Origin of the sequence: Acidovorax radicis (assembly GCF_020510705.1) — a bacterium.
Taxonomy (GTDB): domain Bacteria; phylum Pseudomonadota; class Gammaproteobacteria; order Burkholderiales; family Burkholderiaceae_C; genus Acidovorax; species Acidovorax radicis_A.
In genome coordinates this window covers 3,868,308-3,893,923 of sequence record NZ_CP075184.1, presented here as the reverse complement: position 1 = coordinate 3,893,923, position 25,616 = coordinate 3,868,308, and the positions used below count along the sequence as shown (strand labels likewise).

Sequence of the window (25,616 nt, the reverse complement as noted above, 5' to 3'; positions counted from 1 at the left end):
ATCGCTTGCGCATCCGCAGCGCTCCTCGTGTCCCCTGCCGCTCATTGCAGCAGGATGGGCGTGGTAGGGGTGAACTGTAAATACCCGTTCGGACTGAGCTTGTCGAAACCCTGCGCAGCGCTTCAACCCTCTCGGCGTGATCGGTGTCGGTAGTGGGTTGATTCCGACTCCACACGGCTTTCATGGCCGGAAGGCGGCCCACGCTTTTTGGCAGTGCCGGGGGCGGTTGCCCCCTTCGCAGCAAAACTGTGCGGTGCATGCTATGGTTACAAAGTTCGGGTTTACCCCTGTAACTCTGTTTCTTTTTCCACCTTCCCAGCCCCGTTTCCTGCCCCTTGCTCGCACCCTGTGCTGCTCCGTCGCCTGCCGGGGCGGCCTGCCCCTGTTGCTTCTCCGCCATGACCGCGCCTTTGATTTCCACCCCCGTCACCCACAACCCCACCGACGAACGCACGCTGGTGCGGGCCGTGCTTGCCCTCGGTGTGGGCGGTTTTTCCATCGGTACGGGCGAGTTCGTCATCATGGGTTTGTTGCCCGAGGTCGCTCGCGACATCGGGGTCAGCATCCCAGAGGCAGGGCATGTGATCAGCGCCTATGCCCTGGGCGTGGTGGTGGGCGCACCGGTACTCGCCGTGCTGGCCGCCCACTGGGGGCGGCGTGCGCTGCTGATGGCGCTGATGGCGGTGTATGCGCTGGGCAATTTTGCGTCGGCCCTGGCGCCGGGCTACGGGTCGCTGGCCGCCATGCGTTTGCTGACGGGTCTGCCGCACGGCACCTATTTTGGCGTGGCCGCGCTGGTGGCCGCTGCGCTGGCACCCCCGGGGCGCCGCGCCCGCGCCGTGGGCTGGGTGATGCTGGGGTTGACCAGCGCAACCCTGGTGGGCGTGCCCATCGCCGCTGCGCTGGGTGAGCACTTTGGCTGGCGCGCGGCCTTCGTTTTTGTGGGCCTGATCGCCGTAGCGGCCGTTGCCATGGTGCGCCTTTGGGTGCCCGCCATGCCCGCATCGCACGGTGCCAGCCCGCTGCGCGAGCTGGGCGCGCTGGCGCGCAAGCAGGTGTGGTTCACGCTGGGCATTGGCGCCATCGGTTTTGGTGGCATGTTTGCCGTGTTCAGCTACATCAAGCCCACGCTCATTGAGGTGGCGGGCATGCCGCCCGCGTTGATGCCGTTTGTGCTGTCGCTGTTTGGCCTGGGCATGGTGGTGGGCAACGTGGTGGGCTCGCGCATGGCCGACAAGGCGCTCATGCCCACGGTGGGCAAGGTGCTGCTGTGGTCCATTGTGGTGATGGCGCTCTTCGTGCCCGCCGCTCACCACCCTGTGAGCGCTGCCTTCGCCACCTTCTTCCTGGGCACGCTGGTGGCCATCGGCCCTGCGCTGCAGATTCGCCTCATGGATGTGGCGGGCGATGCACAGACGCTGGCTGCCGCGCTCAACCATTCGGCATTCAATGCGGCCAATGCGCTCGGTGCCTGGCTGGGCGGCGTGGGCATTGCGGCAGGGCTGGGTTGGACGTCCACCGGCTGGGTGGGGGTGCTGCTGGGGCTGGGCGGCGTGGCAATGTATGGCTGGGCGATGGCCAGTGAGCGGGCAGCCAAGAAGGTATCGGCAGCGTTGCCCTCTTGAGTCGCTGGCATTGATCTATCTGCGCTTGCGCGTTGGGCTGATGGTGGCCCGCGCGATGGACCGCCATGGACCGTGATGTGCCACGATAGGCTGAGAGTCTTTGTGATAGTCCACCGGCCATTCGCGCAAAAAAAGGGGCGCCACGAGGACGCCCCAACCTTGGAAATCACGCGAAAAACGGGCTGGCCATCCCTTTCTTGAAGGGTGGGTGGCCCATCAGAAAGTGTGCCGTATGCCTACAGCATAGCTCGTGCCGTTGGCGTTGACCATCCCTGCTCCTACGGTGTTGGTGCGCGTGGTGTCGCGCATGGCCAAGGCATACAAGTCGGTGCGCTTGGACAGCCAGTAGTCATACCCCACCGTCAAAATCTTGCGCTGCACGTTGCCGCCTGCAGACGTGGCGGGCACAGGGCCTACGGCGTCGCTCGTGCGGCGCGATGCATAACCTGCCAGGATGTTGCCCGCGCCCACAGGCATCGACGCGCTGACGTCCCATATGCGATACGCAATGTTCTGCGGTGCAGTCTCGGTGCCCTTGTTGTCGATGCGGCCCAGGTGGGCAAACACCTTCACGGCGGTGAAGTCGTAAGAGCCCGCCCACTGCCATGCGCGGGTGTTGTTGGGCGATGTGCCGTCAGCGAACGTCAGTGGGTTGCGGTTCACGCTTTGCCATACCAGCGACGTGGCCAATGGGCCCTTTGCGTAGGCCAGGCGCAGCGCGCGGTTGCCACCGCCTTGGCCTTCCGACGCGGCATAGGCAGCAGAGCCCGTGAAGCCGGCAAAGCTGGGTGTGTCATACACCACCGAATTGGTCCAGGCGGTGCCCCCGGTCAACGGCCCACCCACAAAAGTGACGAGATTCAAAGGGCCGAGCACCGTTGCATCGCCAAAGGCGTTGGAGGAGATCGCGTTCAAGAACAGCAGTGTGGTGACATTGCCCATGCGCACACGGCCAAAGTCCTTGTGCGACAGGCCCAACCATGCGGCGCGGGCAAAGAAGGGGTCTGCCGCCACGTTGACGGGCGCAGGGATCGCATCGTTGCGGCCTGACGCACCGGTGTCATTGCGAATAAAGGACGACAGCTCAAAGCTGGCCGACAACCCGCCGCCCAGATCTTCATTGCCCCGCAAGCCCCAGCGGCTGGTGGACAAACTGCCGCCCTCCATCTTGCTCACGGCCGTGTTCTGTGCGTTCACGCCAGTTGCCGCACCGGTGAACCGGCCCACCGATGCATCGACCAGGCCATACAGCGTGAGGCTGGAGTTGCCGGTGGATTGCGCCTGGGCAGCCAGGGACACCGTGGCCAGCGCGGTCAGGCCCAGGGCTCGTCGCCACTGCGCGCCGCGCCGCTGCAGGCGTGTGGAGGGCAAAACGGTGTTGGCGCCTGAGGGCGAGTGAAGGTGAGTTTGTCTCTGCATGATGTGGATGTCTTTCTGGGTGGGTTCGGGGTGGCGTCAAGGCCGCGCATCGTCTTGTGAACGTCGCGCGGCCCGGCTGCACACGGCGCACACAGACCACGCAACAGCGCGGGGGCGGCAACACAGGCAGCAATGAATGGAGGTTGAGATGCATCAATACATGGTTATAAGTAGTAACTAAATAGTTGACCACGCGTAGAAACCCGCATCGCGTTTTGCTGGCGCCTTCAGCGCAGCCCCATGCGCCGTAGACGCCCTGAAGCCGGGGTGTTGCCAGTCCGTGGCGGAGTGCCCTTTTTGCCCAGGCGCTGATGAATGAATGGGCCACCCTGCGCGCCACCAAACGCGCCACGGGCTGCGCTGCCAAGCACCGTAGCGGCGGCGCGACAGCGCTGCGATGTGGGGGTTGAAGCCCCGCGTTGTGAGCTACATTGAACGCGGGCCGGCCTTTCTGCCAGCCACGTCGCTCGGACGGTTCCGGGCGCTTACGTGAAAGTTCACCAGCATGTCTGCTTCTCAGGGCAAGCGCCGCTTTGCGCGCATCGATCGCCTTCCTCCCTACGTCTTCAACATCACGGCCGAGCTCAAACTCGCCGCCCGCCGCCGTGGCGAAGACATCATCGACATGAGCATGGGCAACCCTGACGGGGCCACGCCGCCGCACATCGTCGCCAAGCTCACCGAAGTGGCCCAGCGGCCTGACACCCACGGCTACAGTGCCAGCAAAGGCATTCCGCGCCTGCGCCGCGCCATCAGCCACTGGTACAAAGACCGCTACGCGGTGGACATCAACCCCGACACCGAGGCCATCGTCACCATCGGCTCCAAAGAGGGCCTGGCCCACCTCATGCTGGCCACGCTGGATAGGGGTGACACCGTGCTGGTGCCCGACCCGAGCTACCCCATCCACATCTACGGCGCCGTCATCGCAGGTGCCGACATTCGCAGCGTGCCCGTGGCGCCCGATGTGGACTTTTTTGCCGAGCTGGAAAAAGCCATTCGCGGCAGCTACCCCAAGCCCAAGATGATGATCTTTGGCTTCCCGAGCAACCCCACGGCGCAGTGCGTGGAGCTATCGTTCTTCGAGCGCGTGATCGCCCTGGCCAAGAAGCACGACATCCTGGTGGTGCACGACCTGGCCTATGCCGACATCGTGTACGACGGCTACCGCGCCCCCAGCATCATGGAAGTGCCCGGTGCCAAGGACGTGGCCGTGGAGTTCTTCACCCTGAGCAAAAGCTACAACATGGCCGGCTGGCGCATCGGCTTCATGGTGGGCAACCCCGACCTGGTAGCCGCGCTGGCCCGCATCAAGAGCTACCACGACTACGGCACCTTCACCCCCCTGCAGGTGGCCGCCATTGCCGCGCTGGAGGGTGACCAGCAGTGCGTGAAAGACATCGCCGCCCAATACCAACGCCGCCGCGACGTGCTCTACAAGGGCCTCACCGAAGCGGGCTGGGCCGTGGAATGCCCCAAGGCCAGCATGTACATCTGGGCCCGCATCCCCGAGCCCTACCGCGCGCTGGGCTCGCTCGAGTTTGCGCGGCAGCTGCTCGATAAGGCCAAGGTGTGTGTGTCGCCGGGCATCGGCTTTGGCGACCAGGGGGATGAGTACGTGCGGTTTGCGCTGATCGAGAACGAGGCGCGGATTCGGCAGGCGGTGCGGGGGATTCGGGGGATGTTCAAGGCGGATGGGTTGTTGAAGGAGCCTGCGGCAGCAGGCTCCTGACAGGTATCACACATCGAACAACGGGTGGATCATTGCAGCTAGAAAACCTCTGCGGAAATCGTGGGGGCTTGCTGGTGTTTGTGAGTGGTGACCCGCCTCTTATGATGCTTTTAGCTTAGCGGCGTAATCGGTGTTGTGCCAGCGTTCATGCAGCTCGGTTGCCCTATGAGTTCATCGGGCTAGCACGGGGTGGTTTTCTTGATTGTGACTTCCATGGCCCTAAGCAGAACACCAAAACGCTGTGCGTTCTCGGGAATGTAGTTAACCATAAAAAACTCAGCGAAATAGCCTTGTGCTATCTGCGGCCTGTCCCTGACGAGCTGTCTTTTTGTCTCCCCGAGGGTCAACGTTGAGCCCTCACTTCTTGCCTTGCGAAAGATACGCATAGCTGCCGCTTTCAGCTCTTTTGGATGCGCTGCGTTAGTCAAATACTCCAGCATCAATTCCTCGAACCAGCCTTCCGCGGAAACGAACACCATTTGTCCACGTTCTAGCTTGTCTTTGTTCATTGTGGCCAAGGCCAGATCCAAGTCCTGCGAGTGAATGATTTCGCGATAAAAGCTCCTGAACCTATTCAATAGATCGCTCGGTGAGAGGTCTTTCGAGGGCCCAAGTAATGCATAACAAGGCGCTCCTCTGCACAATGACACTCCCGAGATACAGCTCACGCCAAAGCACGCAGAAACAGATAGAAGTAGGTTGAATCCGCTGGCTCTATTTAATGGAATCAGCGCATCGCATATCTCCCGCCAGTGGATTTTTCCTTCCCGGAAGTGAAGCCCGAAATCGTCTTCTCCGTGAGCTTCTATATGGACGATCGGGCGCAGACCTTCTCGATCGGCCTGCATCGCTAGATTCGCTATGGCAGACCGGAATTCGTTAGGCGTCGCAACGTCAACATGCGACACACTAATCGGCGTCTGCAAATCTTCAAGCTGGCCATTGAGGTAGCCTGCCAGTTCTCTGCCGGTCTGCAATTCTCGGGACGGCAGGGATTCGATGATGGCAATGCGATTGACCAGAAAAGTGTGCGTTAAAGCTTTCTCAGTGTTCATTCTTGAACTGTAGACGGACTGTGCGAGAGCGCACGGTGGGGCTACATCGCCCAAATCCTAGGCGCTTCCCCCTCCAACCCCCACAACACCTCCCGCCAGGCCATCCGCACGGCCTTGAGCAGTTTCATCGCAGGCTCCACCTGCGGCGCCAGCACGCGCACCACCACCATGCGGTCGTTGGGGCTGGTGGCGCCTGCGGTGGCTCTGACCTGGGGGTGTTGATCCATCACCGTGCGGGCTGCGTCCAAGGCTGCGTCGCGGCGGGTGCGGTCCAGTGGGGTGCCTGCGGCAAAGAATAGGCTGGCCATACAACGGTGGCCTGCCAAGCCCAGCGGGCTGCTCAGCAGGCGGTCATCGGCGGCGTCGATCACGCCGCGCTCCAGCCACAGGCCGGGCACTTCCAGGTGCTGGGTGAAGCGGCCTTGTTCAAACGGCTGGCCCGCGTGCGGCAGGCCCAGCGCGGTCACGTCCCAGGCGATGCATTCGGCACCGGGGGCCAGGTTCAACGTGAGGTGGTTTTCTGCGTGGCAGGCGCTGTAGCACAGGGCTTCGAGCGGCAGCCATTCCAGGCGTGCGCCTTCGGCCAAGGTGAGGTGGCTGCGCTGCAGCGCCAAAGGGCCGTTGGATCGGTAAAAGCGCGTGGCGCCGGGCGTGGTGACCAGGCCGTGGGCGCCGGGGCCCACGGTGGTGGTGATGTCCAGCGTGTCGCCGCCCACCAGGCCGCCGGGTGGGTGCACCAGCACGTTGTGGCAAATGGCGTCGCCCTCGGGGTACAGGCTTTGCAGGATGCGCAGGGGCCCGTGGTGCTCAAAGCGCGCCACGGTACGAGCGTTTTCAACGGTGTAGTTCAGCTGCAGTCGGGCGTGCCAAGGCATGGGTGATGATCGCTTTAATGCGCACCTGCATTGCAGGCACATCGAATGGCTGGATCTGGCAGCGGCTCGTCTTCACATTTTGGCGCGCTCATTCCCCTTGCGAGCCCCGGTGTGCCCAGCCGGTGGTGCGTTTTTCAATCGCGCTGAACAGCTCGTACATCGCCATGGCCATCGCGCCCACCACCATCAGGCCCGCAAAGGCCAGGCCCATCTGCATGGATGAGCCCGCACTGATGAGCAGGTAGCCGATGCCCTCGTTGGCCGCCGTCATTTCTGACACCGTGGTGCCCACAAAGGCCAGGGTGATGGCCACCTTGAGCGAGCCGTAGAAGTACGGCATCGAGCGAGGCAGGCCCACCTTGGTCAGCACGTCCCAGCGCTTGGCGCCCAGCACGCGCAATACGTCTTCCAGCTCGGGTTCCAGCGTGGCCAGGCCGGTGGCGATGTTGACCATGATGGGAAAGAAGCTGATGAGAAACGCCGTGAGGATGGCAGGCCCCACGCCGATGCCGAACCACACCACGAGGATGGGAACGAAAGCGGCCTTGGGCAGCGCGTTGAAGGCGGTCATCAGCGGGTACACGGCGGCATAGGCCAGGCGCGAGCTGCCGATGACAAAACCCAGCAGCACGCCCACGACGATGGCAATGCCAAACCCGGACATGGTGACCCAGTAGGTGCGCCAGGCGTGGGCGGCGATCACGCCACCAAATTCGACCAGCTGCGTGGCTATGGCCCAGGGGCTGGGGAAGATGAATTCAGAGACATTGAATGCCGAGCAGATGATCTGCCACAGCAGGATGATCGCGAGCAGAAGGATCCAGGGCGACCAGCGTTCTACGGTTTTTTTGTGCATGGATGTGGCGTGGGTCTATTGCGGAATGGGCGCACCGACCGTGCCTGCACTTTGTCGGATGGCGCCAATGTGGCCGCGCAGCTCATGCACGATGTCGGTAAATTCCTTGGTGTAGGTCACCTCCAGGTCGCGTGGACGCGGTAGATCGATATGCTTCTTCACCACAAAGCGCCCGGGGCTCTTGCTCATCACATACACCGTGTCGGCCAGAAAGACCGACTCACGCAGGTCGTGGGTGACGAGGATGACGTTGAACCGCTGCTCGGTCCACAGGTCGCGCAGGATGCACCACAGCTCTTCGCGGGTGAAGGCGTCGAGCGCACCAAAGGGCTCATCGAGCAGCAGCATCTTGGGCTCGTGGATCAGCGCACGGCAGATGCTGGCGCGTTGCTGCATGCCGCCCGACAGCTGCCAGGGGAACTTGTCCTCGTAGCCTGCCAGCCCCACCTTTTGCAGCAGCCTGCGCGCGCGCTCTTCGTATTCCTTGCGCTTTTGCTTGAAGTGGCTGCGGTAGGGCTCGACGATCTCCAGCGGCAGCAGCACGTTGTCGACCGTGGTGCGCCAGGGCAGCAGCGACGGCGCCTGGAAGGCCATGCCCGAGATCTTGAGGGGGCCGGTGACGGGCTGGCCGTCGATGAGGATCTTGCCCATCGACGGCATCTTCAGGCCCGTGGCCAGTTTCATGAAGGTGGACTTGCCACAGCCCGAGGGGCCGACGATGGCGATGAACTCGCCCTGGCGCACCTGCAGGTCGATGGCTTCGACGGCAAACTGGTTCTTGGCGCGCAGCTCGTCGTTGTAGGCGAGCCAGACGTCGCGGAAGTCCACAAAATGGGAGGCGTCAGTGGACATGCAAAGTTATGATGAAAATAGGCTCTGGCGCTTATTCATAAAGCGCAAGTAGCTATTAAAAAAATAGCGTTTTTATTTCTTGGGCAGAATGTTCAGCTCGGCTGTGCTGGGCAAAAAGCTGCCATTCCACACGTCGTCGGCTTTCACGCGGGTTTTGGTGTTGAACGCATCGGACACCTGCGAGGCCATCAGCGAAAGGCGTGCGGGCTTGACCTGGCCGAAGCCTTCGGCGCGGGCATCGGGGCTGTTGATCACGGTGTCGATGGCCAGTTGCAGGCGGCGGGTTTCGAGTGGTACGTTGACGATGCCGTCCCGGGCCTTCACCGAGGCGATGGCGTCGGCGGGGTTGATGATGACGTCTTTCGCCCCCTTGGTGAACGCCTGCAGGAACGCCTTGATCGCGGCCGGGTTCTCCTTGATGAGCTTGGGGCTGGCGATGATCACGTTGCCATACAGCTTTACGCCAAAGTCGGCATAGGGCAGCACCACCACGTCAGCGGCCTTGGCGCCACGGGCCTCCAGGTTCAGCAGCGAGGTGAAGGTGAAGCCGGTGATGGCGTCCACGTCGCCGCGCACCAGCATGGTCTCGCGCAGTGGTGGGTCCATGGCGGTCCACTGCACGCTGCCGATGCCGTTGGCTTTCTGGAAGATGGGGAACGCGCGGCGGCCCGCATCGAACACCGGCGCGCCCAGCTTCTTGCCGGCCAGATCGGCGGGCTTGGTGATGCCGCTCTTCTTGAGCGCCATGACCGAGGCGGGCGTGTTGTTGTAGACCATCATCACCGCCACGGGCTTGTTCTGCGCGTCGGGGTTGTTGGCGTGAAACTCCATCAGCGCAGCGAGGTCTGCGAACCCCATGTCATACGTGCCCGAGGCCACACGTTGCACGGCCCCACCGGAGCCGTTGCCTGCATCCACCGTCACATCGAGCCCGGCGGCCTTGAAGTAGCCCTTGGCAACGGGCTGCAGAAACAGCGCGGCCGGGCCTTCAAAACGCCAGTCGAGCTGGAACTTGATGGGTGTGGGCGTTGGTGTCTGTGCCTGCGCTGGTGTCAGCGCGAACGTGCTGGCAGCAGCCAGCAGCGCCGCAGATTGCAGGAACGATCGTTTCTTCATGGGGGCTCCAGTCGGGGAAGGCGTTGGACGATGCTGTCATCACGGCCGCATGGCCATAGGGCTATGTGACCATGGTGAGCAAAATCAATGCCTGCTTTCTCTGCAGCGAAGCCAGGCAGGACGCCATTTTTCCCTGAATTGGTGCATGCGGGCATGGTGGATTCCCCGACCGATGCCGGCCCCCAGTGGCCCGCACCACAGAACATAGCGCACAGAGTACGTAAGGTAAGGGCGCGCCCCCCAAGGGGCCAGGTGGGGCCGCGCCCCTGGGCGGCTCCACCTTCCTCTTTTCGTTTGCGCTTTTCCTTTTACCTGGGGCGTGCCGCTGCGCTGGCCACGGCCAGTGCCGTCATGTTGAGCACCCGGCGCACCGTGGCGGCGGGGGTCAGGATGTAGGCCGTGGCGGCCGCACCCATGAGGATGGGCCCCACCGTGACGCCGCCGCTGGTCGTGGTCTTGAGCACGTTGTAGAGGATGTTGGCGGCATCCAGGTTGGGGCAGATCAGCAGATTGGCCGAGTCCGTCAGGGTCGAGTCCGCCATGTAGGCGTTGCGGATGTTCGGCTCCAGCGCGGCATCGCCATGCAACTCGCCATCGCATTCGATCTCGGGGTGGGCGGCCACGAACAGGTCGCGTGCCAGACGCATCTTCTTGGCCGATGCGCGCTTCGATGATCCATAGCTGGAGTGCGACAAAAACGCCACCTTGGCTGGCAGACCAAAACGCTGCACCTCCTGCACCGACATCCAGGCGATGTCGGCCAGCTGCTGCGCCGTGGGGTCTTCGTTCACATAGGTGTCGGCGATGAAGAGGGTGCCGCGGCTGGTCATCAGTGCGTTGAGGGCGGCGTAGTCGTTCACACCGTCCTGGCGGCCGATGATGCTGTGGATGCGGTCCAGGTGCGTCTCGTACGTGCCCACCAGGCCGCAGATCATGGCATCGGCATCGCCGAGCTTGACCATCAGCGAGGCAATGATGGTGTTGGAGCGGCGCACGGCGGCCTTGGCCACATCGGGCGTGGCGCCGTCGCGCTTCATAAGCTGGCGATAGTGCTCCCAATATTGGCGAAACCGTGGGTCGTCCTCGGGGTTGCACACCTCCACGTCCTTGCCCAGTTGCATGCGCAGGCCAGCCTTGGCGATGCGGGCGGCGATCACGGCGGGGCGGCCGATCAGGATGGGCTGGGCGATCTTGTCGTCAATGGCCATCTGCGCAGCGCGCAGCGCACGTTCGTCCTCGCCGTCGGCATAGGCCACGCGCTTTTGGGCATCGGGCAAGGCTTTGGCCGCCATGATCACGGGGCGCATCAGCATGCCGGTCTGGTACACAAAACGCGACAGGGTCTCTTTGTAAGCCTCCATGTCGGTGATGGGGCGCGTAGCCACGCCGGACTCTGCCGCCGCTTTGGCCACAGCGGGCGCGATTTTCAGAATCAGGCGCGAGTCAAAGGGCGTGGGGATCAGGTAGTCGGGGCCAAACGTCAGTTCTTTGCCGGCATAGGCGTTGGCCACTTCTTCGCTGATATCCGCCTTGGCCAGGTCGGCAATCTGGCGCACGCAGGCCAGCTTCATGGCCTCGGTGATCTTGGTGGCGCCGCAATCGAGCGCGCCCCGGAAGATGTACGGGAAACACAGGACGTTGTTGACCTGGTTGGGGTAGTCCGAGCGGCCCGTGGCAATGATGCAGTCGGGGCGGACGGCCTTGGCCAGCTCGGGGCGGATCTCGGGCTCGGGGTTGGCCAGCGCCAGGATGATGGGCTTGGGGGCCATGGTCTTGACCATCTCGGCCGTGAGCACGCCGGGCGCCGAGCAGCCCAGGAACACGTCGGCGCCGTTGACCGCATCGGCCAGCGTGCGCGCAGTGGTCTTCTGGGCGTAGCGCGCCTTGGACTCGTCATAGCCGCCGGGGCGGCCTTCGTAGATCACGCCCTTGGAGTCGCACATGAAGATGTTTTGCACCTTCACGCCCAGGCCCACCATCACGCCGACGCAGGCAATGGCCGCAGCACCGGCGCCCGACACGGCGATCTTGATCGCGCCAATCTCCTTGCCCACCAGCTCAAGACCATTGAGCAGCGCCGCGCTCGAGATGATGGCTGTGCCATGCTGGTCGTCATGGAACACGGGGATGTTCATGCGCTTGGACAGCTCCTGCTCGATGTAGAAGCACTCGGGCGCCTTGATGTCTTCGAGGTTGATGCCGCCCAGCGTGGGCTCCAGCGCCGCGATGATGTCGATGAGTTTGTCGGGGTCGCGTTCAGCCAGCTCGATGTCGAACACGTCCACACCCGCAAACTTCTTGAACAGGCAACCTTTGCCTTCCATCACAGGCTTGCCAGCCAACGGGCCGATATCGCCCAGGCCCAGCACGGCGGTTCCGTTGGTGATCACGCCCACGAGGTTGCCCCGTGAGGTGTAGTCGAACGCCTTGGACGGGTCGGCCTGGATGTCCAGGCAGGGGTAGGCAACACCCGGCGAATACGCCAGGGACAAGTCACGCTGGTTGGACAGCGGCTTGGTGGGTGTCACCGAAATCTTGCCCCGGCCGGGGTTGCGGTGGTATTCGCGTGCAGCGTCGCGCAGCGCCTCTTCGGCGGCAGAAAGTGTGTGGGTCATACGGAAATCCTGGAAGTCCTTGGTGCAATACAAAACAAGGGTACCCGCCGAAGCGGGGGGCTGGCATGCTGGCTTACGCGCATGGGGCATGGCCAAACCCTGCGGCAGACCACACAACATGGTCTGCCGCCATGGGCTCACGGGGGGCGGTGGTGCTTCCTGGCAACGGGCAGGTGAGGCGCTGGTGGGCGTCGGTCTGGCGTGTGGCGTTGACAGTGGCGCAGGTATCGCCGCTGACGCCATGGAGGAATAGGTACAGGGCCGCGGCCATGAGCGAGGCGGACAGGATACCGGATTCAACGACCCGGTGGGCAGGCCAGGTGTCCATGACCGCAGACACTGTGCAATCACCAAGGCTGGTGCAGGGCCGCGCCGTGGGTGTCGGTGCCACCGCTCCGTCCGCAGTGTAGATGCGCTGGTGCGTGGGTGTTATGCCGATGGCATGTGTGGGTCATGCGCTCCCGTCATGCGTGCGCTGCCTGTGCACCTTTCCCGTGCACCTGTCTCGTTCACCTTTCCCTTGCACTCGTTCCGAGTACGCGTCTCGTGAACTCGTCCAGTGCATGGGGCGAGCAGGCATGCCGGGCTCGCTCAATCCCTTGTCAGGCCAGCAGGTCGTGCAGTGTGCGTGCGATGACCTTGGTGGCCCGGCGCAGGTCTTCGAGCTCCAGGCGCTCGTCGGCGCGCTTGGCATGCGAATCGAGCACGGTGCGTGGGCCTGCGCCATAAATGACGCCCGGAATACCCTGTTCAACATACAGGCGCACATCGGTGTAAAGCGGGGTTCCCACCGCTGGCACGGCCTCTCCCATCACGGCCAGCGCGTGTTTCTGGATGGCATCGACCAGCGGGCGATTGCCTGCCAGTGGTGTCATTGCATGGGCCAGCAGCAGGCGTTTGATATCGATGCTGATGCCCGCGCGCTCGCCTGCGGCCTGCTCGATCACCCGGCGGATGGTCGCTTCCACCTCCACCGGGTTTTCCTCGGGGATCATGCGGCGGTCCAGCTTGAACATGACCTTGCCGGGCACCACGTTGGTGTTGGTGCCGCCTTCGATGCGGCCCACGTTGAGATAGGGGTGTTTGATGCCCGTCACCTGGGACGTGACCTGCTGGTACAACAGGTTCTGGGCATACAGCGCGTTCAGGATATGGACAGCGCCTTGCAATGCGTCCACCCCGGTGTGGGGCACCGCGGCGTGGGCCATCTTGCCGTGCACGGTCACTTCCATCTGCAAGCAGCCGTTGTGGGCGGTGACCACTTCGTACGAGAAGCCCGCTGCAATCAGCAGGTCGGGGCGGGTAAGACCGTGTTTGAGCAGCCAGCCCGGGCCCAGCTCGCCGCCGAATTCTTCGTCGTAGGTGAAGTGCAGTTCGACCGCACCTTTGCCGGGCCTGGCAACGGCCTCCAGCGCACGCACGGCGAAGGTGAAGCTCGCAAAGTCGCCCTTGCTCACGGCCGTGGCGCGGCCATACATGGCGCCATCGACCACCTCTGCGCCATACGGGTCATGGGCCCAGCCTTCGCCCGGGGGCACCACGTCGCCGTGGGCGTTGAGCGCAATGGTGCGGCCCGAGCCCGGCGGCCCATAGGGGCGGCGCACGATGAGGTTGGTGATCGACTCCATGCCATAGGCGTGCACTTCATCGGCGGGAACGGGGTGTTTTTCGGCCTCGTAGCCAAAGTCCTTGAGCAACTGTGCCGTGTGCTCTGCGTGGGGTGCATTGTTGCCGGGTGGGGTGTCGGTGGGCACACGCACCAGTGCTTGCAGAAAGCGCACCTCCTCATCAAAGTGCTGGTCGATCCAGGTGTCGAGTAGGGTGTAGTCAATGGTCATGGCAGGGGCTCCTCGGCAAGCTGGTGTAGAACCTCGGTGAACGCGTCCACCGCCAGCTGGATGTCGTTGTTGGTGGTGGATTCGAGGGGGTTGTGGCTGATGCCGGCGTTTTCGCCACGCACAAACAACATGGCCTGCGGCATGATTTCGTGCAGCTTCATCGCATCGTGTCCGGCGCCACTGGGCATGCGGAACACGGGCACGCCCAGGGTGTCCACGGCACGTTCCCATTGGTGCTGCCAGGCGGGCGCGCTGGGCGCTGCGGCGGCGCGCATGGATTCCTCCAGCGTGTAGCGCAGGCCACGCCGCGCGGCGATCAGGCCCAGCTGGTCGACCACGTCACGCACCAGTGCGTCGCGTTGGGGGTCGGTGGGCGCGCGCAGGTCGAGCGAGAACTGGCAGCGCCCCGGCACCACGTTGATGGATCCGCCGGGCACATTCAACAGGCCGATGGTGCCCACCGAGTCGCCGTCCTGGGCGGCACGCTGCTCGACATACAGCGCCAGTTCGGCCACGGCCACGGCCGCGTCGCGGCGGCGGTCCATGGGTGTGGTGCCCGCATGGCTGGCGGTGCCGATCATCTCGCCAATGAAGCGCACGCCGCCGTTGATCGAGGTGACCACGCCCAGCGGCAAATCCAGCTCGTTGAGCACGGGCCCCTGTTCGATATGCACCTCGATGAAGCCCAGGTAGTGCGCCGGGTCGCGCTGCAGCTTCGGGATGTCGTCGATGCACAGGCCTGCGTGCTGCATCGCCGAGCGCATCGTGATGCCGTCCGCATCTTTTTGGACGAGCCAGGCGGGGTTGAAGTGCCCGATGAGTGCGCCCGAGCCCAGAAAGGTGGCCTTGTAGCGCTGGCCCTCTTCTTCGGCGAAAGCCACCACTTCGATGTCAAAGGGCAGGCGCTTGCCGGCACGGTGCAGTTCGCGCACGCAGGCCATGGGCACAAAAATGCCCAGCCGGCCGTCGTATTTGCCGCCGTTGCGTACGGTGTCGTAGTGCGAGCCGGTGAGCAGTGTTTTGGCATGGGGCGCAGCCGCGTGGTAGCGCCCCACCACGTTGCCCACGGCATCGATCTGGACCTCGTCAAACCCGCAGTCGCGCATCCAGTGGCTGATGCGCTGCGCGCACGCGCGGTGGGCGTCGGTGAGGTAGGTAACGGTGAGCTGGCCCTTCTCGGCAAAGCCGGGGTCCGAGTGCTCGGCCAGTTGCTCGTGCCAGTCCCACACGTCGTTGCCCAGCACGGGTTCTGCCGCGAACCTGTCGTTCAGGCGGATCTCGGCAATGCGGTGGATGTTGCGCAGGGCCTCTGCGCGTTCAACGTCGGGGTGGTGGTCCAGCCGCCTTGCAAAGGTGTCGATGATCTGCTGCTTGCCCAGGCCGGTGCCTCGTGGCCCGCGCACCGCCAGGATGAACGGAAAGCCAAAGCGCGCGTTGTACGCTGTGTTGAGCTGCTGGATGCGCTCGAACTCCTGGGGCGTGCATTGCGTCAGCCCCGCTTTGGATTGCTCGTTGGCCGATTCTGCGGTGAGGTGCTGGGCCACCATGGCCTTGCCCGCGAGTTCGGGGTGGGCGCGAATCAGGCCCAGCTGCGCCTCGGCGCTGGCGGTGCGCACGGCATGTGCCATGGCGTTCTGGAGATGTGCCAGCGAACGAAATGGGCGCTGCGCCAGGGCGCGCTCGGCAATCCAGGGGGAGTGTTCATACACGCCGTCGAGCAGTTGCCGTGCGTCGGCGGCACTGGCGGTGTTGAGTTGTTCCAGCGTCAAAGGCATGTTGTGTGCTTCAAAAAAGTGAGCTGATAGCGCTTGTGGAATAAGCGCTACAGGCATATTTTGTTCAAAAAATGGGGGCCGGAAACTGTTGCTTCCAGTGGCGGGCGATGTCGATGCGGCGTGCCACCCACACGTGATCGTGCTGCGCGATGTGGTCCAGAAAACGCTGCAGCGCCGTGATGCGCCCCGGTCGTCCCAACAGGCGGCAGTGCATGCCAACGCTCATCATCTTGGGGGCGTTGCCGCCGGCCGGGTCGCCCTCTGCATACAGTGCATCGAACGTGTCCTTCAGGTATTGAAAAAACGGGTCGGCATGCGAGTAACCCTGGGGCAGCGCAAAACGCATGTCGTTGCAGTCGAGTGTGTACGGCACGATCAGTTGTGGCACGGCCGTGCCGTCGGTGCGCTGCATCTTCATCCAGAAGGGCAGGTCGTCGCCGTAGTAGTCGCTGTCGTATTCAAAGCCGCCAAAGTCGGCCACCAGGCGGTGCGTGTTGGGGCTGTCGCGGCCGGTGTACCAGCCCAGGGGGCGTTCGCCCGTCATGCGCTGGATGATGTCCATCGCTTCTTGCATGTGCGCGCGCTCCACGGCTTCGGGCACGTGCTGGTAGTGGATCCACTTGAGGCCGTGGCAGGCAATCTCATGGCCCAGTTGCACCAAGGCCTGCGTCAGTTCGGGGTGGCGCTGCAGCGCGGTGGAGACGCCAAACACCGTCAGCGGCAGCGCCCGCTTTTCGAATTCGCGCAGGATGCGCCACACCCCCGCGCGTGCGCCGTATTCGTAGATGCCTTCCATGCTCATGTGCCGCTCGGGGTAGCTGGCGGGGTTGAACATTTCGCTCAAGAACTGCTCGCTGCCGGCGTCACCATGCAGCGTGGCGTTCTCGCCGCCTTCTTCGTAGTTCAGCACAAACTGCACGGCGATGCGCGCGCCGCCGGGCCATTGCGCGTGGGGTGGGTTCTTGCCGTAGCCGATGAGGTCGCGGGGGTAGGGGGCGGTGGCGTCGTAGATCATGGTGGGGCAGGTTCTCAGGAAGCCAGCGCTGCGGCCAGGTCGCTGGCCGGGCGCTTGCGGTCAAACGTGAGGCTGGCCTCAACGTGGGTGAGGTGTGTTTGCATCAGTTGCACTGCGCGTTCTTCGTCGCGGGCGGCCAGGGCGGCCACGATGTCGGCATGCTCCTCATGGGAGTGTTCGGCGGCGCTGGCCGACTGGTACATCAGCGTGACGAGCGCACAGCGCGAGATCAGATCGCCCAACAGTTGCGCCAGCACCTCGTTGCCCATGAGTTCGGCCATGCGCACATGAAAGTCGCCCAGCAGTTCGGTGCGGCTGCTGGCGTCGCCGGTGCCCATGGTGGCCTTCTCGCTGGCCACGTGGGCGCGCAGCGCCTTGATCTTGGTGGGCGTGACGTTGCGCACAAACGCGCGGGTCATCTCGGTCTCCAGCATGCGGCGCACGGCAAACACCTGGCGGGCTTCTTCAACGGAAGGGGTGGCCACAAAAGCGCCGCGTGCGGGTTCCATGCTGACCAGCCGGTTTTGCGCCAGCTGAAAAAGGGCTTGGCGCACCAGCGTGCGCGACACCCCAAAGTGGTCGGCCAGCTTTTGTTCGGCGAGTTTGGTGCCCGGCTGCAGGCGGTGCAGGGCGATGGCCCGGGTCAAGGCTTCGACAATCGCGCTGGTGGATGAGGCTTCCATAGGGCCGCATGATACGGTGGGGTGGGTAAAAGTGTATACACTTTTGGTTCACACGCTGCGATCACACCGTCATCCCGGGGCCTTTCCGGAGCCGTCATCGTTGCCTTTCAAGGAGATTCCCCATGGGACTGACCACCCACGTACTGGACACCATGAACGGTTGCCCAGCAGCCGGTATGGAGATCGCGTTGTATTCCACCGATGGCGATGGGGCCACCCTCCTCAAGCGCCTGGTGCTGAACCCCGATGGCCGCACCGAGGCGCCGCTGTTGGACAACGCCAGCCTGCGCGCGGGCACCTACCGGTTGCGGTTTGATGTGGCGGGGTATTTCAAGGCGCGGGGCGTGGACTTGCCCGAGCCCCATTTTTTGAACCAGGTCAGCCTGGATTTTGGCGTCGCCCATGCCGATCAGCATTACCACGTGCCTTTGTTGGTCAGCCCCTGGAGCTATTCCACCTATCGTGGGTCCTAGAAGCTGTTCTCGGTCAGAGCTGGCCTTCCGTCAGGGTGTCGAGCTGAAAATGTCCGCCCTTGTCCCACAGCCAGGTATCGGTGTAGGTGACTTTGCCCAGGCGTGTGGGCACCGGAAATGGTGCTGCGGCGCGCACGGTGCGCTCGATCTCGGCGACCACTTCGGGCGCATGGCGTGGGGCGCGCATCCAGTGCAGGCGCGTGACTTTGCCTGCGCGGTCGATGTCCACCTGCAGCACGCCAATGGCATACAACTGCGAAGGCAGCTTGCCCTTGAAAATGCGCTCGCCGTTGAGGCTGTAAAGGTGCGTGGCTGCATCCTTGCGGTAGGCAAGGGCGGTGGGGGCGGCCGAAGGACGTGCGGGTGCGATAGCGGCGGTTGCCGGGCCGCTCACACTGGCCGGCCCGGCCTTGTCGGACAAATGGCTGTCGGGGGCGCTGTTGGGCTCGGGCGGGGATTTGCAGGCAGACACCAGCGCCGCGCCAGCGGCCATGATGCCAGCCAGCAACCAGTGGTTGCGCTTCGCGGGGGGGCGTGGGATGGGCGTATCAGTCATGGTCTAGGGTGCTTGGTGGGCCGTAGGGGCCCGGCGGCCCGCAATGGGTATGGTGAAAGGGTTGTGTGACGAATCTGCGTTTGTTGCTGAGGGGCCTGGAGGCCGCACCGGCCTGCCTAGTGATTGTGGAGTCTACCCAAGGCTCCGTGCCGCGCGAAGCCGGGGCGTGGATGGCTGTGTTTGCCGACCGCGTGGTGGGCACCATCGGAGGAGGACATCTGGAGCTCCAGGCCATTGGCGAGGCGCGCCAGCGCCTGCACGGCACACGCGGGGTGGATGCTTCCCCCCTGCGGTTTGCGCTGGGGCCCGCTTTGGGCCAGTGTTGCGGTGGCGTGGTGTATCTGGCGTTTGAGCGCCTGGTGGCGGCGGATGCCCCCGCCGTGGCTAGCCGTCTGGCGCCACGCCTGCACCCGGTGGCATTGTTTGGCGGCGGGCATGTGGGGCATGCGCTGGCGCGGGTTCTGGCGCCGCTGCCCTTTGCACTGACCTGGATCGACAGCCGGGACGGCATCTTTCCGCCCACCGTCCCCGACGGCGTGGTGTGCGAGCACTCGGAACCCGTGCAACTGGCCGTACCCGCCCTGGCCCCAGGCAGCAGGGTGCTGATCATGAGTTTCAGCCACGCCGAAGACCTGGAGGTGGTGGTGGCCTGCCTGCGACGCCAGCGCGAGCAGCAGGACCTGCCCTTTGTCGGGCTCATCGGCAGCCAAACCAAGTGGGCCACCTTTGCCAGGCGCCTGCGCACACGCGGCTTTGCACCGCACGAGCTGGCGCATGTCACCTGCCCCATCGGTATCGCCGGCATTGACGGCAAGGAGCCCGAAGTGATTGCCGTGGCCGTGGCCGCGCAGCTGCTGCAAACCCTGAACGCCACCAACCGAGGGTAAGCACGGCCCATCAATCCCTACCCAATGGCTGGAAGTGGGAACAATTCCTGCATACACTTTTTACGGATGTACCGGTCGCAGCGGTGCCCCGGCCAAACCGGTGTTTGGCCAAGGTGCGCGGCCCTTATTTCTGCTCAGAGCGCCCGCAGTGGTGAGCAGGTTGTCAGACGTTCTTTCGCTCCACCGCCCCCTTTGGGGATGTCGTGAATGCGTTCTATGGCGGCGCCTATGGCGCTGCGAAGGTTGAGACATGGAAAGCTACTTTCTCGACTGGGCCAACCTGCTTTTGCGCTGGGTCCACGTCATTACCGCCATCGCCTGGATTGGCTCGTCCTTTTACTTCGTGTTTCTGGACAGCAGCCTCACCCCGCCCGAGGACGAAGACCTCAAGAAGCAGGGCGTGAGCGGCGAACTTTGGGCCGTGCACGGCGGTGGGTTTTATCACCCGGTCAAGTTTGCCGTGTCGCCGCCGCAACTGCCCAAACATTTGCACTGGTTCTTTTGGGAGAGCTACAGCACCTGGCTCAGCGGGTTTTCGCTGTTCACCGTGTCCTACCTTTACAGCGCCAGCACGTACCTCATCGACAAGTCGCGCATGGACTGGGCGCCCGCCATGGCCATTGGGGTGGCACTGGCGTTTTTTGTGGTGTTCTGGCTGCTGTACGACGGGATCTGCCGTCTCTTTGGCCAAAGGAAAAACGGCGATGCCATCGTGGGCGCGCTGGTGCTGGTGCTGGTGTGTGTGGCCTCGTGGCTGGCCTGCCACTGGTTCGCAGGGCGTGCGGCGTTTTTGCTGGTGGGGGCCATGATCGCCACGGCCATGAGCGCCAATGTGTTCTTCTGGATCATCCCCGGCCAGCGCACGGTGGTCGCGCAGATCAAGGCCGGCGCGCCCGTGGACCCGATCCACGGCAAACGTGGCAAACAGCGCAGCGTGCACAACACCTATTTCACGCTGCCCGTGCTGTTTGCCATGCTCAGCAACCACTACAGCTTTACCTGGAGCCACCCGCAAAACTGGCTGGTGCTCATCCTGATGATGTTTGCGGGCGCGGCCATCCGCCAGTTCTTTGTGATGCGCCACGGTTACAAGCTGGGCCGCAATGGCAATCCGCTCCCGTACGCGCTGGTGGGTGTGGCCGTGATCGTGGGCGCCATCGTCTGGATGCGGCCCGCCCCAGCCGCAGTGTCTGCGGGCGGCGGTGCTCCTGTTTTGGTAGCTGGTGGCGCTTATCCATCAATCGATAGTGGCCAAAATGACTATCAAGCGGTGCGCGCAGTGCTGGCGCAGCGCTGCACCCTGTGCCACGGCGAGCAGGTGCAAATGAAGAACCTGCGCCTGGATTTGGCTGACAGCGTCAAACAGCATGCGCAGGCCATCTACCAGCAAGCCGTGGTGCAAAAGCTGATGCCCTTGAACAACGCCACGGGCATCACCGACGCCGAGCGCGCTCTGATTGGCCGCTGGTTCGAAGCGGGGGCGGTGGTGAACCCGCCGTGATCAGGGTGATCAGGCTGCCAGTGCGTTTTTCAGCGCGCTCGTGGTGCCCAACGCACCCCAGCGGGCATCGTGCGGGCCGCTGTGCAACACCACGCCGGTGCCGGCCAGCTTGGCTTCACGTTTCGCTACAGCGGCCAGATTGGCCACTTCTTCGGCATGCCGAAAGTGCCCGGGCGTGATACGCACGGCCCCGATGGCCAGCGTGGTGCAGGGAAAAAACCGGCGCACACCGTGCCGGTCTTCGGCGTGGATGCCCCCGGCGCTGCGGGCCACGTCATCAAACAGCGCAAGCGCCTCGCGGGCAAAGTCCTGCACGATGTTCTTGCTGCGTTGCAGCCAGTTGGTGCTTTGAAAGATCAGCATGAAATCGTCGCCACCCACGTGCCCCACAAAGTCGCGCCGCGCATCGCAATGGGCTGTGGCAAGCCGTGCCACCAGGCGAATCATCTCGTCGCCGCGCCAATAGCCATATTGGTCATTGAAGGGTTTGAAGTGGTTCAGGTCGGCATAACAGGCCACAAATTCGGCCCCGGCGTCCAGCAGCCGCTGCATGTGCAGGCTGATGGGGATATTGCCCGGCAGAAAGGTCAGCGGGTTGGCGTGGCGCGCCGCCTCGATGCGGGTCTCGGTCACTGCGCGCACCAGCTGGTCGCCCGTGCCCAGGCCCAGGTAGCGGCCGTTGTCGGTCACGATGTACCCGTCGCTCAGGTAGCGCTGGTCTTGTGAGGTGAGGATGCCCACCAGCTGGTCTACATCGCAATCGAGTTCGACCACCCGCGGCGATGGATTGGCAAACGCCAGGCATGGCTTGCGGCCATGCACTTCGCGAAAGTACAGCGTGGCGTAGTGGTTCATGAACTGCTGGCGGTTGATGAGCGCCACGGGGCGGGTGCCGTCCACCACGGCCAAAGCGTGCAGCGCGGTGCGCTCGTGGAACATGGCGGCCACCGCGTCGTTGGTGGTGGCGGGGGCAGCGGTGGGGGCCTGCACCACCAGCAGGCTGCGCAAGATGCCCGGGCGCGCTGTCTGCCCCAGGTGCGGCAGCACGGCCACGCGGCGGTCCTGCAGCACATCGAGCGCGGGGCCGTCCACGGCATCACGCGCGGCCACGGCGGGGCGGCCCAGCAGCCAGCCCTGGCCATAGGGAATGTCCAGGTCGCGCAAGGCGCGCAGGTCGTCGCTGGTCTCGATGCCCTCGGCAATGAGCTGCGTGCCGAACACATCGGCAATGCCCTTGATGGCCTGCAGCATCTGCAGGTTTTCGGGGTGCTCGCTGATGTTGTGGACAAAATATTTGTCGATTTTCACGAAGTCCGGTTTCACTTCGGACCACAGGCGCAGGCTGGAGCGGCCATCGCCAAAATCATCCAGCGCCACCCGTGCGCCACTGGCATGCACGGCCTTGATGGCCTGGCGCAGCGTGGGCATGTCGGTGACGCGCTCGTGTTCGGTGATTTCAAGCACCAGCATGCGTGCGCTCATGCCAAAGCCCCGCACCGCCTCGCCCAGTTTGTCGGCGCCCAGCATGGCCACGCCGTGGACGAGCGCATCGGCGCTGATGTTGACAAACAGGCGGCCGGCTATGGCATGGCGCCCCCATTGGCTCAGAGCCGCAACAACACACAGCAACTCAAAATCGCGCAGGATGCCTTCGCGCCGGGCGCTTTCCAGCAGCGCATCGGGGGTGTGCAACGGCGTGCCCTGGGGCCCCCGGATCAAGGCCTCGTGCGCATACACGCTGCCTTCACGCAGATCGGCCAAAGGCTGAAAAACGCAATAAAGCCCCCCCTCGCGCATGAGTTGCGCCAAGGGACCCGCGCCTTTGCGCGCAGCCGGTGACAGCATGGCCATCAGCGCCTGCGGCTGGCTACATGGGGTGTGGTGCATTGTGTGGGTGGGATACCTTGCCAAGGGCCAAAGATACCGGTGGTTTATGACAATGAAGTTACTAATTTGTGTCAAAAGAGACCACGCGGAGGGTGGAGCGGCGGCGGCCAGAGGGCGGTGGCACCGCGGCAAAAGTGCCTCCAGAACAGCCCCCCAGAAGTGCGCCGGCCACGGTGCGGCGGCCCCGGCCGCCAGGCGGCACAATGCACGCCATGCATGAAACACCCTCAGAGTCTTGCGCTGCGCAGCCCCCCTTCGGGTTGCCGGATTTCCATGGCGATCCCCGCGCATTTTTGCGCGCACTGTATGAAGCGGCGGTACACAACGCCCAGCCTTTGCAGGGGATGCGCGAGTGGCTGCCTGCGCCCCCCAAAGGGCGCACGCTGGTGCTGGGCGCGGGCAAGGCGGGCGGCGCCATGGCGCAGGCGCTGGAGTCGCTGTGGCCCGCTGATGCGCCGTTGTCGGGGCTGGTGGTGACGCGCTATGGCCACACGCCGCCGCGGCCCGCAGGCTTGCCCCAGCGCATCGAGGTGGTGGAGGCCGCCCACCCCGTGCCCGATGCGGCAGGGCTTGCTGCGGCAGAGCGCGTCATGGGCCTGACCCAGGGGCTCACCGCAGACGACCTCGTGCTGTGCCTGATATCGGGTGGGGGCTCGTCCCTGCTGACCTTGCCCTGCGACGGCGTGACGCTTTCAGACAAGCAGCGCATCAACCGTGCGCTGCTGGACAGCGGCGCCCACATTGGCGAGATGAACTGCGTGCGCAAGCATCTCTCGCGCATCAAGGGCGGGCAGCTGGCGGCGGCCTGCGCGCCTGCGCGGGTGGTGACGCTCACCATCAGCGATGTGCCGGGCGATGACCCGTCGGTCATCGCCAGTGGCCCCACGGTGCCTGACGCCACCACCTGTGCCGATGCGCTGGCGATTCTGGCGCGTTATGGCATCGAGATACCCGGGGGCATTGAGGCCGCGCTGCGGGCCGCAACGCTCGAAACCCCCAAACCCGGCGACCCTCGGTTTGTGGGCCATGCCGTGCACCTCATCGCCACCCCCTGGCAGGCACTGCAAGCCGCCGCCGCCGTGGCGCGCGCAGCAGGCCTGCCCGCCCATGTGCTGTCGGACGAGATCGAGGGGGAGTCGCGCGAGGTGGGCAAGGTGCACGCGGCGCTGGCGCGCTCGGTGGCGCGCCGTGGCCAGCCCTTTGCTGCGCCGTGCGTGATTTTGTCTGGCGGTGAAACCACCGTGACGGTGCGGCCCCGGGCGCCGGGTGTGGAGCGGGGGCGCGGCGGGCGGGCGGGTGAGTTTTGCCTGGGCCTGGCGCAGGCGCTGCAAGGCGAGACGAAGGTGTGGGCGCTGGCGGCCGACACCGATGGCATCGACGGCAGTGAAGACAATGCAGGGGCGTTTGTGTGCCCCGATACGCTGGCGCGCGCGGGCGATGCCAAGCTGCGCGTCGACGACCATCTGGCGCGCAACGACGCCTGGGGGTTCTTCGCGGGGTTGGGTGACCTGCTGGTCACCGGCCCCACTCACACCAATGTGAATGACTTTCGGTTGCTCTTGATTTTATAGCTGCTAGCGCTTTGTGGATAAGCGCTAGAGGCCAATTTCATGCACATGCGAATCTCTGCGCGTGCATGACAGGGGCCAGCGCCCCCGCGCAAGGGCCGCCCCGCCGCGCTGGGGGCGTCCCCCCGGGGGGAAGACGCGAAGCGGCTCAGGGGGGGGTTAAAACCTGTGGCGAATCCCCAGGCCGACGCTGTTGCCGTTGGTCTGGTGGGTGATGCGGTCGTTCATGGCCATCACATACACGTCGGTGCGCTTGGACAGGAAGTAGTCATACCCCACGGTGAAGGTCTTGCGCGAGATGTCCGTGTCGGTCATCTTGGTCTGCGCAAACGATGCCAGCACCTTGCCTGCAGCACCCGTGGGCACCGACACACCCAATTGCGTGGTCTTGGCCTTGTTGCTGGTGTTGTCGGCCTTGGCCTGGCCGTAGCTGGCAAACGCCTTCACCACGGCAAAGTCGTAGGCGCCGCCCAGCATCCAGTCGGTTTTGGTGGTGCCCAGGTAGGTGTTGGGCACGGCGGGGTTGCTGATCTGGTCACGCTCATAAAAACCGGTGAGCGTGATGGGGCCGTTGAAATACAGCGCGTTCACGCCGACGTTTTTCTTGCCGTTGCTGCCCGCGACCTCTCCAAACTGGTAGTGCATGTTGGCCGTGAGCCCGCCCATGTTGGGGGTGCTGTAGACGATTTCGTTGGACCAGCCGGTGTCGGACGGCGTGGTGGAACCCCAGCCCGTGCCGTTGAACAGCGGCACATTCATGTGCACGATGAGGGGCGAGAAGGTGAACGAGTCTCCCAGCGGGTTGGCCACGACGGACGGCACGAAATTGGGGGCGAGCCCGCGACCGAGCGAGACACTGCCGAACGAGCCCGAGAGGCCCACGTTGGCATCGCGCGAGAAGAAGGTGTCATTGGCAAAACGGCCCTGCGAGCCGGTATCGACCTTGATGAAAGACGTGAGCGCGAAGTTGGCCTTCAGCCCGCCGCCCAGGTCTTCGGTGCCCTTGAAGCCAAACCACGAGGTGGTCATGCCGCCACTGTCAACGGCCGAGCGGCTGCCGGCGTCGCCCGCGTTTTTCATGGAGCCGACAAACACGTCTGCCAGGCCCATCACCTGCACGGAACTCTGTGCATAGGCGCCTGTGGCACACAGCAATGCGCCGCCGAGCGATAAAGAAAGTGCGATCCGGGTTTTTTTCATGAAGACATCCTGGTTGTGAAGGTGCCGGATATCCGGCGTTTGCGTGGGGTGTGGCTGCCGCCCCTGGCGCACCGTGGTGCAGGGCCTG

Annotated in this window: 21 protein-coding genes; 6 read left to right on the top strand and 15 right to left on the bottom strand. The window is 64.2% G+C overall.

Features of this window, described 5'->3' with window-relative positions; genetic code table 11:
* Window positions 1-398 precede the first annotated feature (398 nt).
* On the top strand, window positions 399-1,625 hold the full coding sequence (locus KI609_RS17770; RefSeq protein ID WP_226444883.1) for an MFS transporter: 1,227 nt from the start codon (window positions 399-401) through the stop codon (window positions 1,623-1,625).
* 216 nt (window positions 1,626-1,841) lie between these two features.
* Here the strand turns inward: KI609_RS17770 and KI609_RS17765 are convergent, their stop codons facing one another.
* On the bottom strand, window positions 1,842-3,044 hold the full coding sequence (locus tag KI609_RS17765; protein ID WP_226444882.1) for a porin: 1,203 nt from the start codon (window positions 3,042-3,044) through the stop codon (window positions 1,842-1,844).
* Between the two features lie 505 nt (window positions 3,045-3,549).
* Here KI609_RS17765 and alaC point away from each other — a divergent pair.
* Complete coding sequence (gene alaC / locus KI609_RS17760; protein ID WP_226444881.1) at window positions 3,550-4,776, top strand: alanine transaminase; 1,227 nt, start codon at window positions 3,550-3,552, stop codon at window positions 4,774-4,776.
* Between the two features lie 179 nt (window positions 4,777-4,955).
* Here the strand turns inward: alaC and KI609_RS17755 are convergent, their stop codons facing one another.
* From KI609_RS17755 to KI609_RS17705, 11 genes are all read right to left on the bottom strand, one after another.
* A complete protein-coding gene (locus KI609_RS17755) occupies window positions 4,956-5,831 on the bottom strand; it encodes a hypothetical protein (RefSeq protein WP_226444880.1) in 876 nt (291 codons plus the stop codon).
* A 41-nt stretch (window positions 5,832-5,872) separates the two neighbouring features.
* Window positions 5,873-6,706 (bottom strand): urease accessory protein UreD, encoded by an 834-nt coding sequence (locus KI609_RS17750; RefSeq protein ID WP_226444879.1) that lies wholly within the window; start codon window positions 6,704-6,706, stop codon window positions 5,873-5,875.
* An 88-nt stretch (window positions 6,707-6,794) separates the two neighbouring features.
* The gene (locus tag KI609_RS17745; protein ID WP_226444878.1) at window positions 6,795-7,562 is read right to left on the bottom strand and encodes an ABC transporter permease; all 768 of its coding nucleotides are present in this window, start codon (window positions 7,560-7,562) and stop codon (window positions 6,795-6,797) included.
* Between the two features lie 15 nt (window positions 7,563-7,577).
* Complete coding sequence (locus KI609_RS17740; protein WP_226444877.1) at window positions 7,578-8,414, bottom strand: ABC transporter ATP-binding protein; 837 nt, start codon at window positions 8,412-8,414, stop codon at window positions 7,578-7,580.
* Between the two features lie 72 nt (window positions 8,415-8,486).
* Window positions 8,487-9,530 (bottom strand): ABC transporter substrate-binding protein, encoded by a 1,044-nt coding sequence (locus KI609_RS17735; protein WP_226444876.1) that lies wholly within the window; start codon window positions 9,528-9,530, stop codon window positions 8,487-8,489.
* A 308-nt stretch (window positions 9,531-9,838) separates the two neighbouring features.
* A complete protein-coding gene (locus KI609_RS17730) occupies window positions 9,839-12,145 on the bottom strand; it encodes an NADP-dependent malic enzyme (RefSeq protein ID WP_226444875.1) in 2,307 nt (768 codons plus the stop codon).
* A gap of 73 nt (window positions 12,146-12,218) precedes the next feature.
* Entirely contained in the window at window positions 12,219-12,473 is a 255-nt protein-coding gene (locus KI609_RS17725) for a hypothetical protein (protein WP_226444874.1), read from the bottom strand.
* A 274-nt stretch (window positions 12,474-12,747) separates the two neighbouring features.
* Entirely contained in the window at window positions 12,748-13,983 is a 1,236-nt protein-coding gene (locus KI609_RS17720; protein WP_226444873.1) for a M20 family metallopeptidase, read from the bottom strand.
* Entirely contained in the window at window positions 13,980-15,758 is a 1,779-nt protein-coding gene (gene uraD, locus KI609_RS17715; protein WP_226444872.1) for a 2-oxo-4-hydroxy-4-carboxy-5-ureidoimidazoline decarboxylase, read from the bottom strand. The genes KI609_RS17720 and uraD overlap by 4 nt, the downstream gene beginning before the upstream one ends.
* A gap of 64 nt (window positions 15,759-15,822) precedes the next feature.
* A complete protein-coding gene (gene puuE, locus KI609_RS17710) occupies window positions 15,823-16,773 on the bottom strand; it encodes an allantoinase PuuE (protein WP_226444871.1) in 951 nt (316 codons plus the stop codon).
* Window positions 16,774-16,787: 14 nt separating this feature from the next.
* Complete coding sequence (locus KI609_RS17705) at window positions 16,788-17,456, bottom strand: GntR family transcriptional regulator (protein WP_226444870.1); 669 nt, start codon at window positions 17,454-17,456, stop codon at window positions 16,788-16,790.
* A 122-nt stretch (window positions 17,457-17,578) separates the two neighbouring features.
* Here KI609_RS17705 and uraH point away from each other — a divergent pair, with 122 nt between their 5' ends.
* Complete coding sequence (gene uraH, locus KI609_RS17700; RefSeq protein ID WP_226444869.1) at window positions 17,579-17,929, top strand: hydroxyisourate hydrolase; 351 nt, start codon at window positions 17,579-17,581, stop codon at window positions 17,927-17,929.
* A gap of 13 nt (window positions 17,930-17,942) precedes the next feature.
* Here uraH and KI609_RS17695 read toward each other — a convergent pair whose 3' ends face one another.
* A complete protein-coding gene (locus tag KI609_RS17695; protein WP_413463339.1) occupies window positions 17,943-18,485 on the bottom strand; it encodes a hypothetical protein in 543 nt (180 codons plus the stop codon).
* A gap of 65 nt (window positions 18,486-18,550) precedes the next feature.
* On the opposite strand from KI609_RS17695, the gene xdhC reads away from it, so the two are divergent.
* Both xdhC and KI609_RS17685 read left to right on the top strand, forming a co-directional pair.
* Window positions 18,551-19,372, top strand: coding sequence for a xanthine dehydrogenase accessory protein XdhC (gene xdhC, locus KI609_RS17690; protein ID WP_226444868.1), 822 nt, complete (start codon window positions 18,551-18,553; stop codon window positions 19,370-19,372).
* Between the two features lie 250 nt (window positions 19,373-19,622).
* Window positions 19,623-20,873, top strand: coding sequence for a urate hydroxylase PuuD (locus KI609_RS17685; protein WP_226444867.1), 1,251 nt, complete (start codon window positions 19,623-19,625; stop codon window positions 20,871-20,873).
* 9 nt (window positions 20,874-20,882) lie between these two features.
* On the opposite strand, the gene KI609_RS17680 is transcribed toward KI609_RS17685, so the two are convergent.
* Entirely contained in the window at window positions 20,883-22,760 is a 1,878-nt protein-coding gene (locus KI609_RS17680; protein WP_226444866.1) for an EAL domain-containing protein, read from the bottom strand.
* A gap of 212 nt (window positions 22,761-22,972) precedes the next feature.
* Between KI609_RS17680 and KI609_RS17675 the strand changes: the two genes are divergently transcribed.
* Complete coding sequence (locus KI609_RS17675; protein ID WP_226444865.1) at window positions 22,973-24,331, top strand: glycerate kinase; 1,359 nt, start codon at window positions 22,973-22,975, stop codon at window positions 24,329-24,331.
* A gap of 156 nt (window positions 24,332-24,487) precedes the next feature.
* Here the strand turns inward: KI609_RS17675 and KI609_RS17670 are convergent, their stop codons facing one another.
* Entirely contained in the window at window positions 24,488-25,528 is a 1,041-nt protein-coding gene (locus KI609_RS17670) for a porin (protein ID WP_226444864.1), read from the bottom strand.
* Between the last annotated feature and the right edge of the window lie 88 nt (window positions 25,529-25,616).

What these genes read in the sequence shown, in the direction of transcription:
- KI609_RS17770 (WP_226444883.1), top strand. Translation starts at nt 399, where the DNA reads ATGACCGCGCCTTTGATTTCCACCCCCGTCACCCACAACCCCACCGAC.
- KI609_RS17765 (WP_226444882.1), bottom strand. Translation starts at nt 3,044, where the DNA reads ATGCAGAGACAAACTCACCTTCACTCGCCCTCAGGCGCCAACACCGTT.
- alaC (WP_226444881.1), top strand. Translation starts at nt 3,550, where the DNA reads ATGTCTGCTTCTCAGGGCAAGCGCCGCTTTGCGCGCATCGATCGCCTT.
- KI609_RS17755 (WP_226444880.1), bottom strand. Translation starts at nt 5,831, where the DNA reads ATGAACACTGAGAAAGCTTTAACGCACACTTTTCTGGTCAATCGCATT.
- KI609_RS17750 (WP_226444879.1), bottom strand. Translation starts at nt 6,706, where the DNA reads ATGCCTTGGCACGCCCGACTGCAGCTGAACTACACCGTTGAAAACGCT.
- KI609_RS17745 (WP_226444878.1), bottom strand. Translation starts at nt 7,562, where the DNA reads ATGCACAAAAAAACCGTAGAACGCTGGTCGCCCTGGATCCTTCTGCTC.
- KI609_RS17740 (WP_226444877.1), bottom strand. Translation starts at nt 8,414, where the DNA reads ATGTCCACTGACGCCTCCCATTTTGTGGACTTCCGCGACGTCTGGCTC.
- KI609_RS17735 (WP_226444876.1), bottom strand. Translation starts at nt 9,530, where the DNA reads ATGAAGAAACGATCGTTCCTGCAATCTGCGGCGCTGCTGGCTGCTGCC.
- KI609_RS17730 (WP_226444875.1), bottom strand. Translation starts at nt 12,145, where the DNA reads ATGACCCACACACTTTCTGCCGCCGAAGAGGCGCTGCGCGACGCTGCA.
- KI609_RS17725 (WP_226444874.1), bottom strand. Translation starts at nt 12,473, where the DNA reads ATGGACACCTGGCCTGCCCACCGGGTCGTTGAATCCGGTATCCTGTCC.
- KI609_RS17720 (WP_226444873.1), bottom strand. Translation starts at nt 13,983, where the DNA reads ATGACCATTGACTACACCCTACTCGACACCTGGATCGACCAGCACTTT.
- uraD (WP_226444872.1), bottom strand. Translation starts at nt 15,758, where the DNA reads ATGCCTTTGACGCTGGAACAACTCAACACCGCCAGTGCCGCCGACGCA.
- puuE (WP_226444871.1), bottom strand. Translation starts at nt 16,773, where the DNA reads ATGATCTACGACGCCACCGCCCCCTACCCCCGCGACCTCATCGGCTAC.
- KI609_RS17705 (WP_226444870.1), bottom strand. Translation starts at nt 17,456, where the DNA reads ATGGAAGCCTCATCCACCAGCGCGATTGTCGAAGCCTTGACCCGGGCC.
- uraH (WP_226444869.1), top strand. Translation starts at nt 17,579, where the DNA reads ATGGGACTGACCACCCACGTACTGGACACCATGAACGGTTGCCCAGCA.
- KI609_RS17695 (WP_413463339.1), bottom strand. Translation starts at nt 18,485, where the DNA reads ATGACTGATACGCCCATCCCACGCCCCCCCGCGAAGCGCAACCACTGG.
- KI609_RS17685 (WP_226444867.1), top strand. Translation starts at nt 19,623, where the DNA reads ATGGAAAGCTACTTTCTCGACTGGGCCAACCTGCTTTTGCGCTGGGTC.
- KI609_RS17680 (WP_226444866.1), bottom strand. Translation starts at nt 22,760, where the DNA reads ATGCACCACACCCCATGTAGCCAGCCGCAGGCGCTGATGGCCATGCTG.
- KI609_RS17675 (WP_226444865.1), top strand. Translation starts at nt 22,973, where the DNA reads ATGCATGAAACACCCTCAGAGTCTTGCGCTGCGCAGCCCCCCTTCGGG.
- KI609_RS17670 (WP_226444864.1), bottom strand. Translation starts at nt 25,528, where the DNA reads ATGAAAAAAACCCGGATCGCACTTTCTTTATCGCTCGGCGGCGCATTG.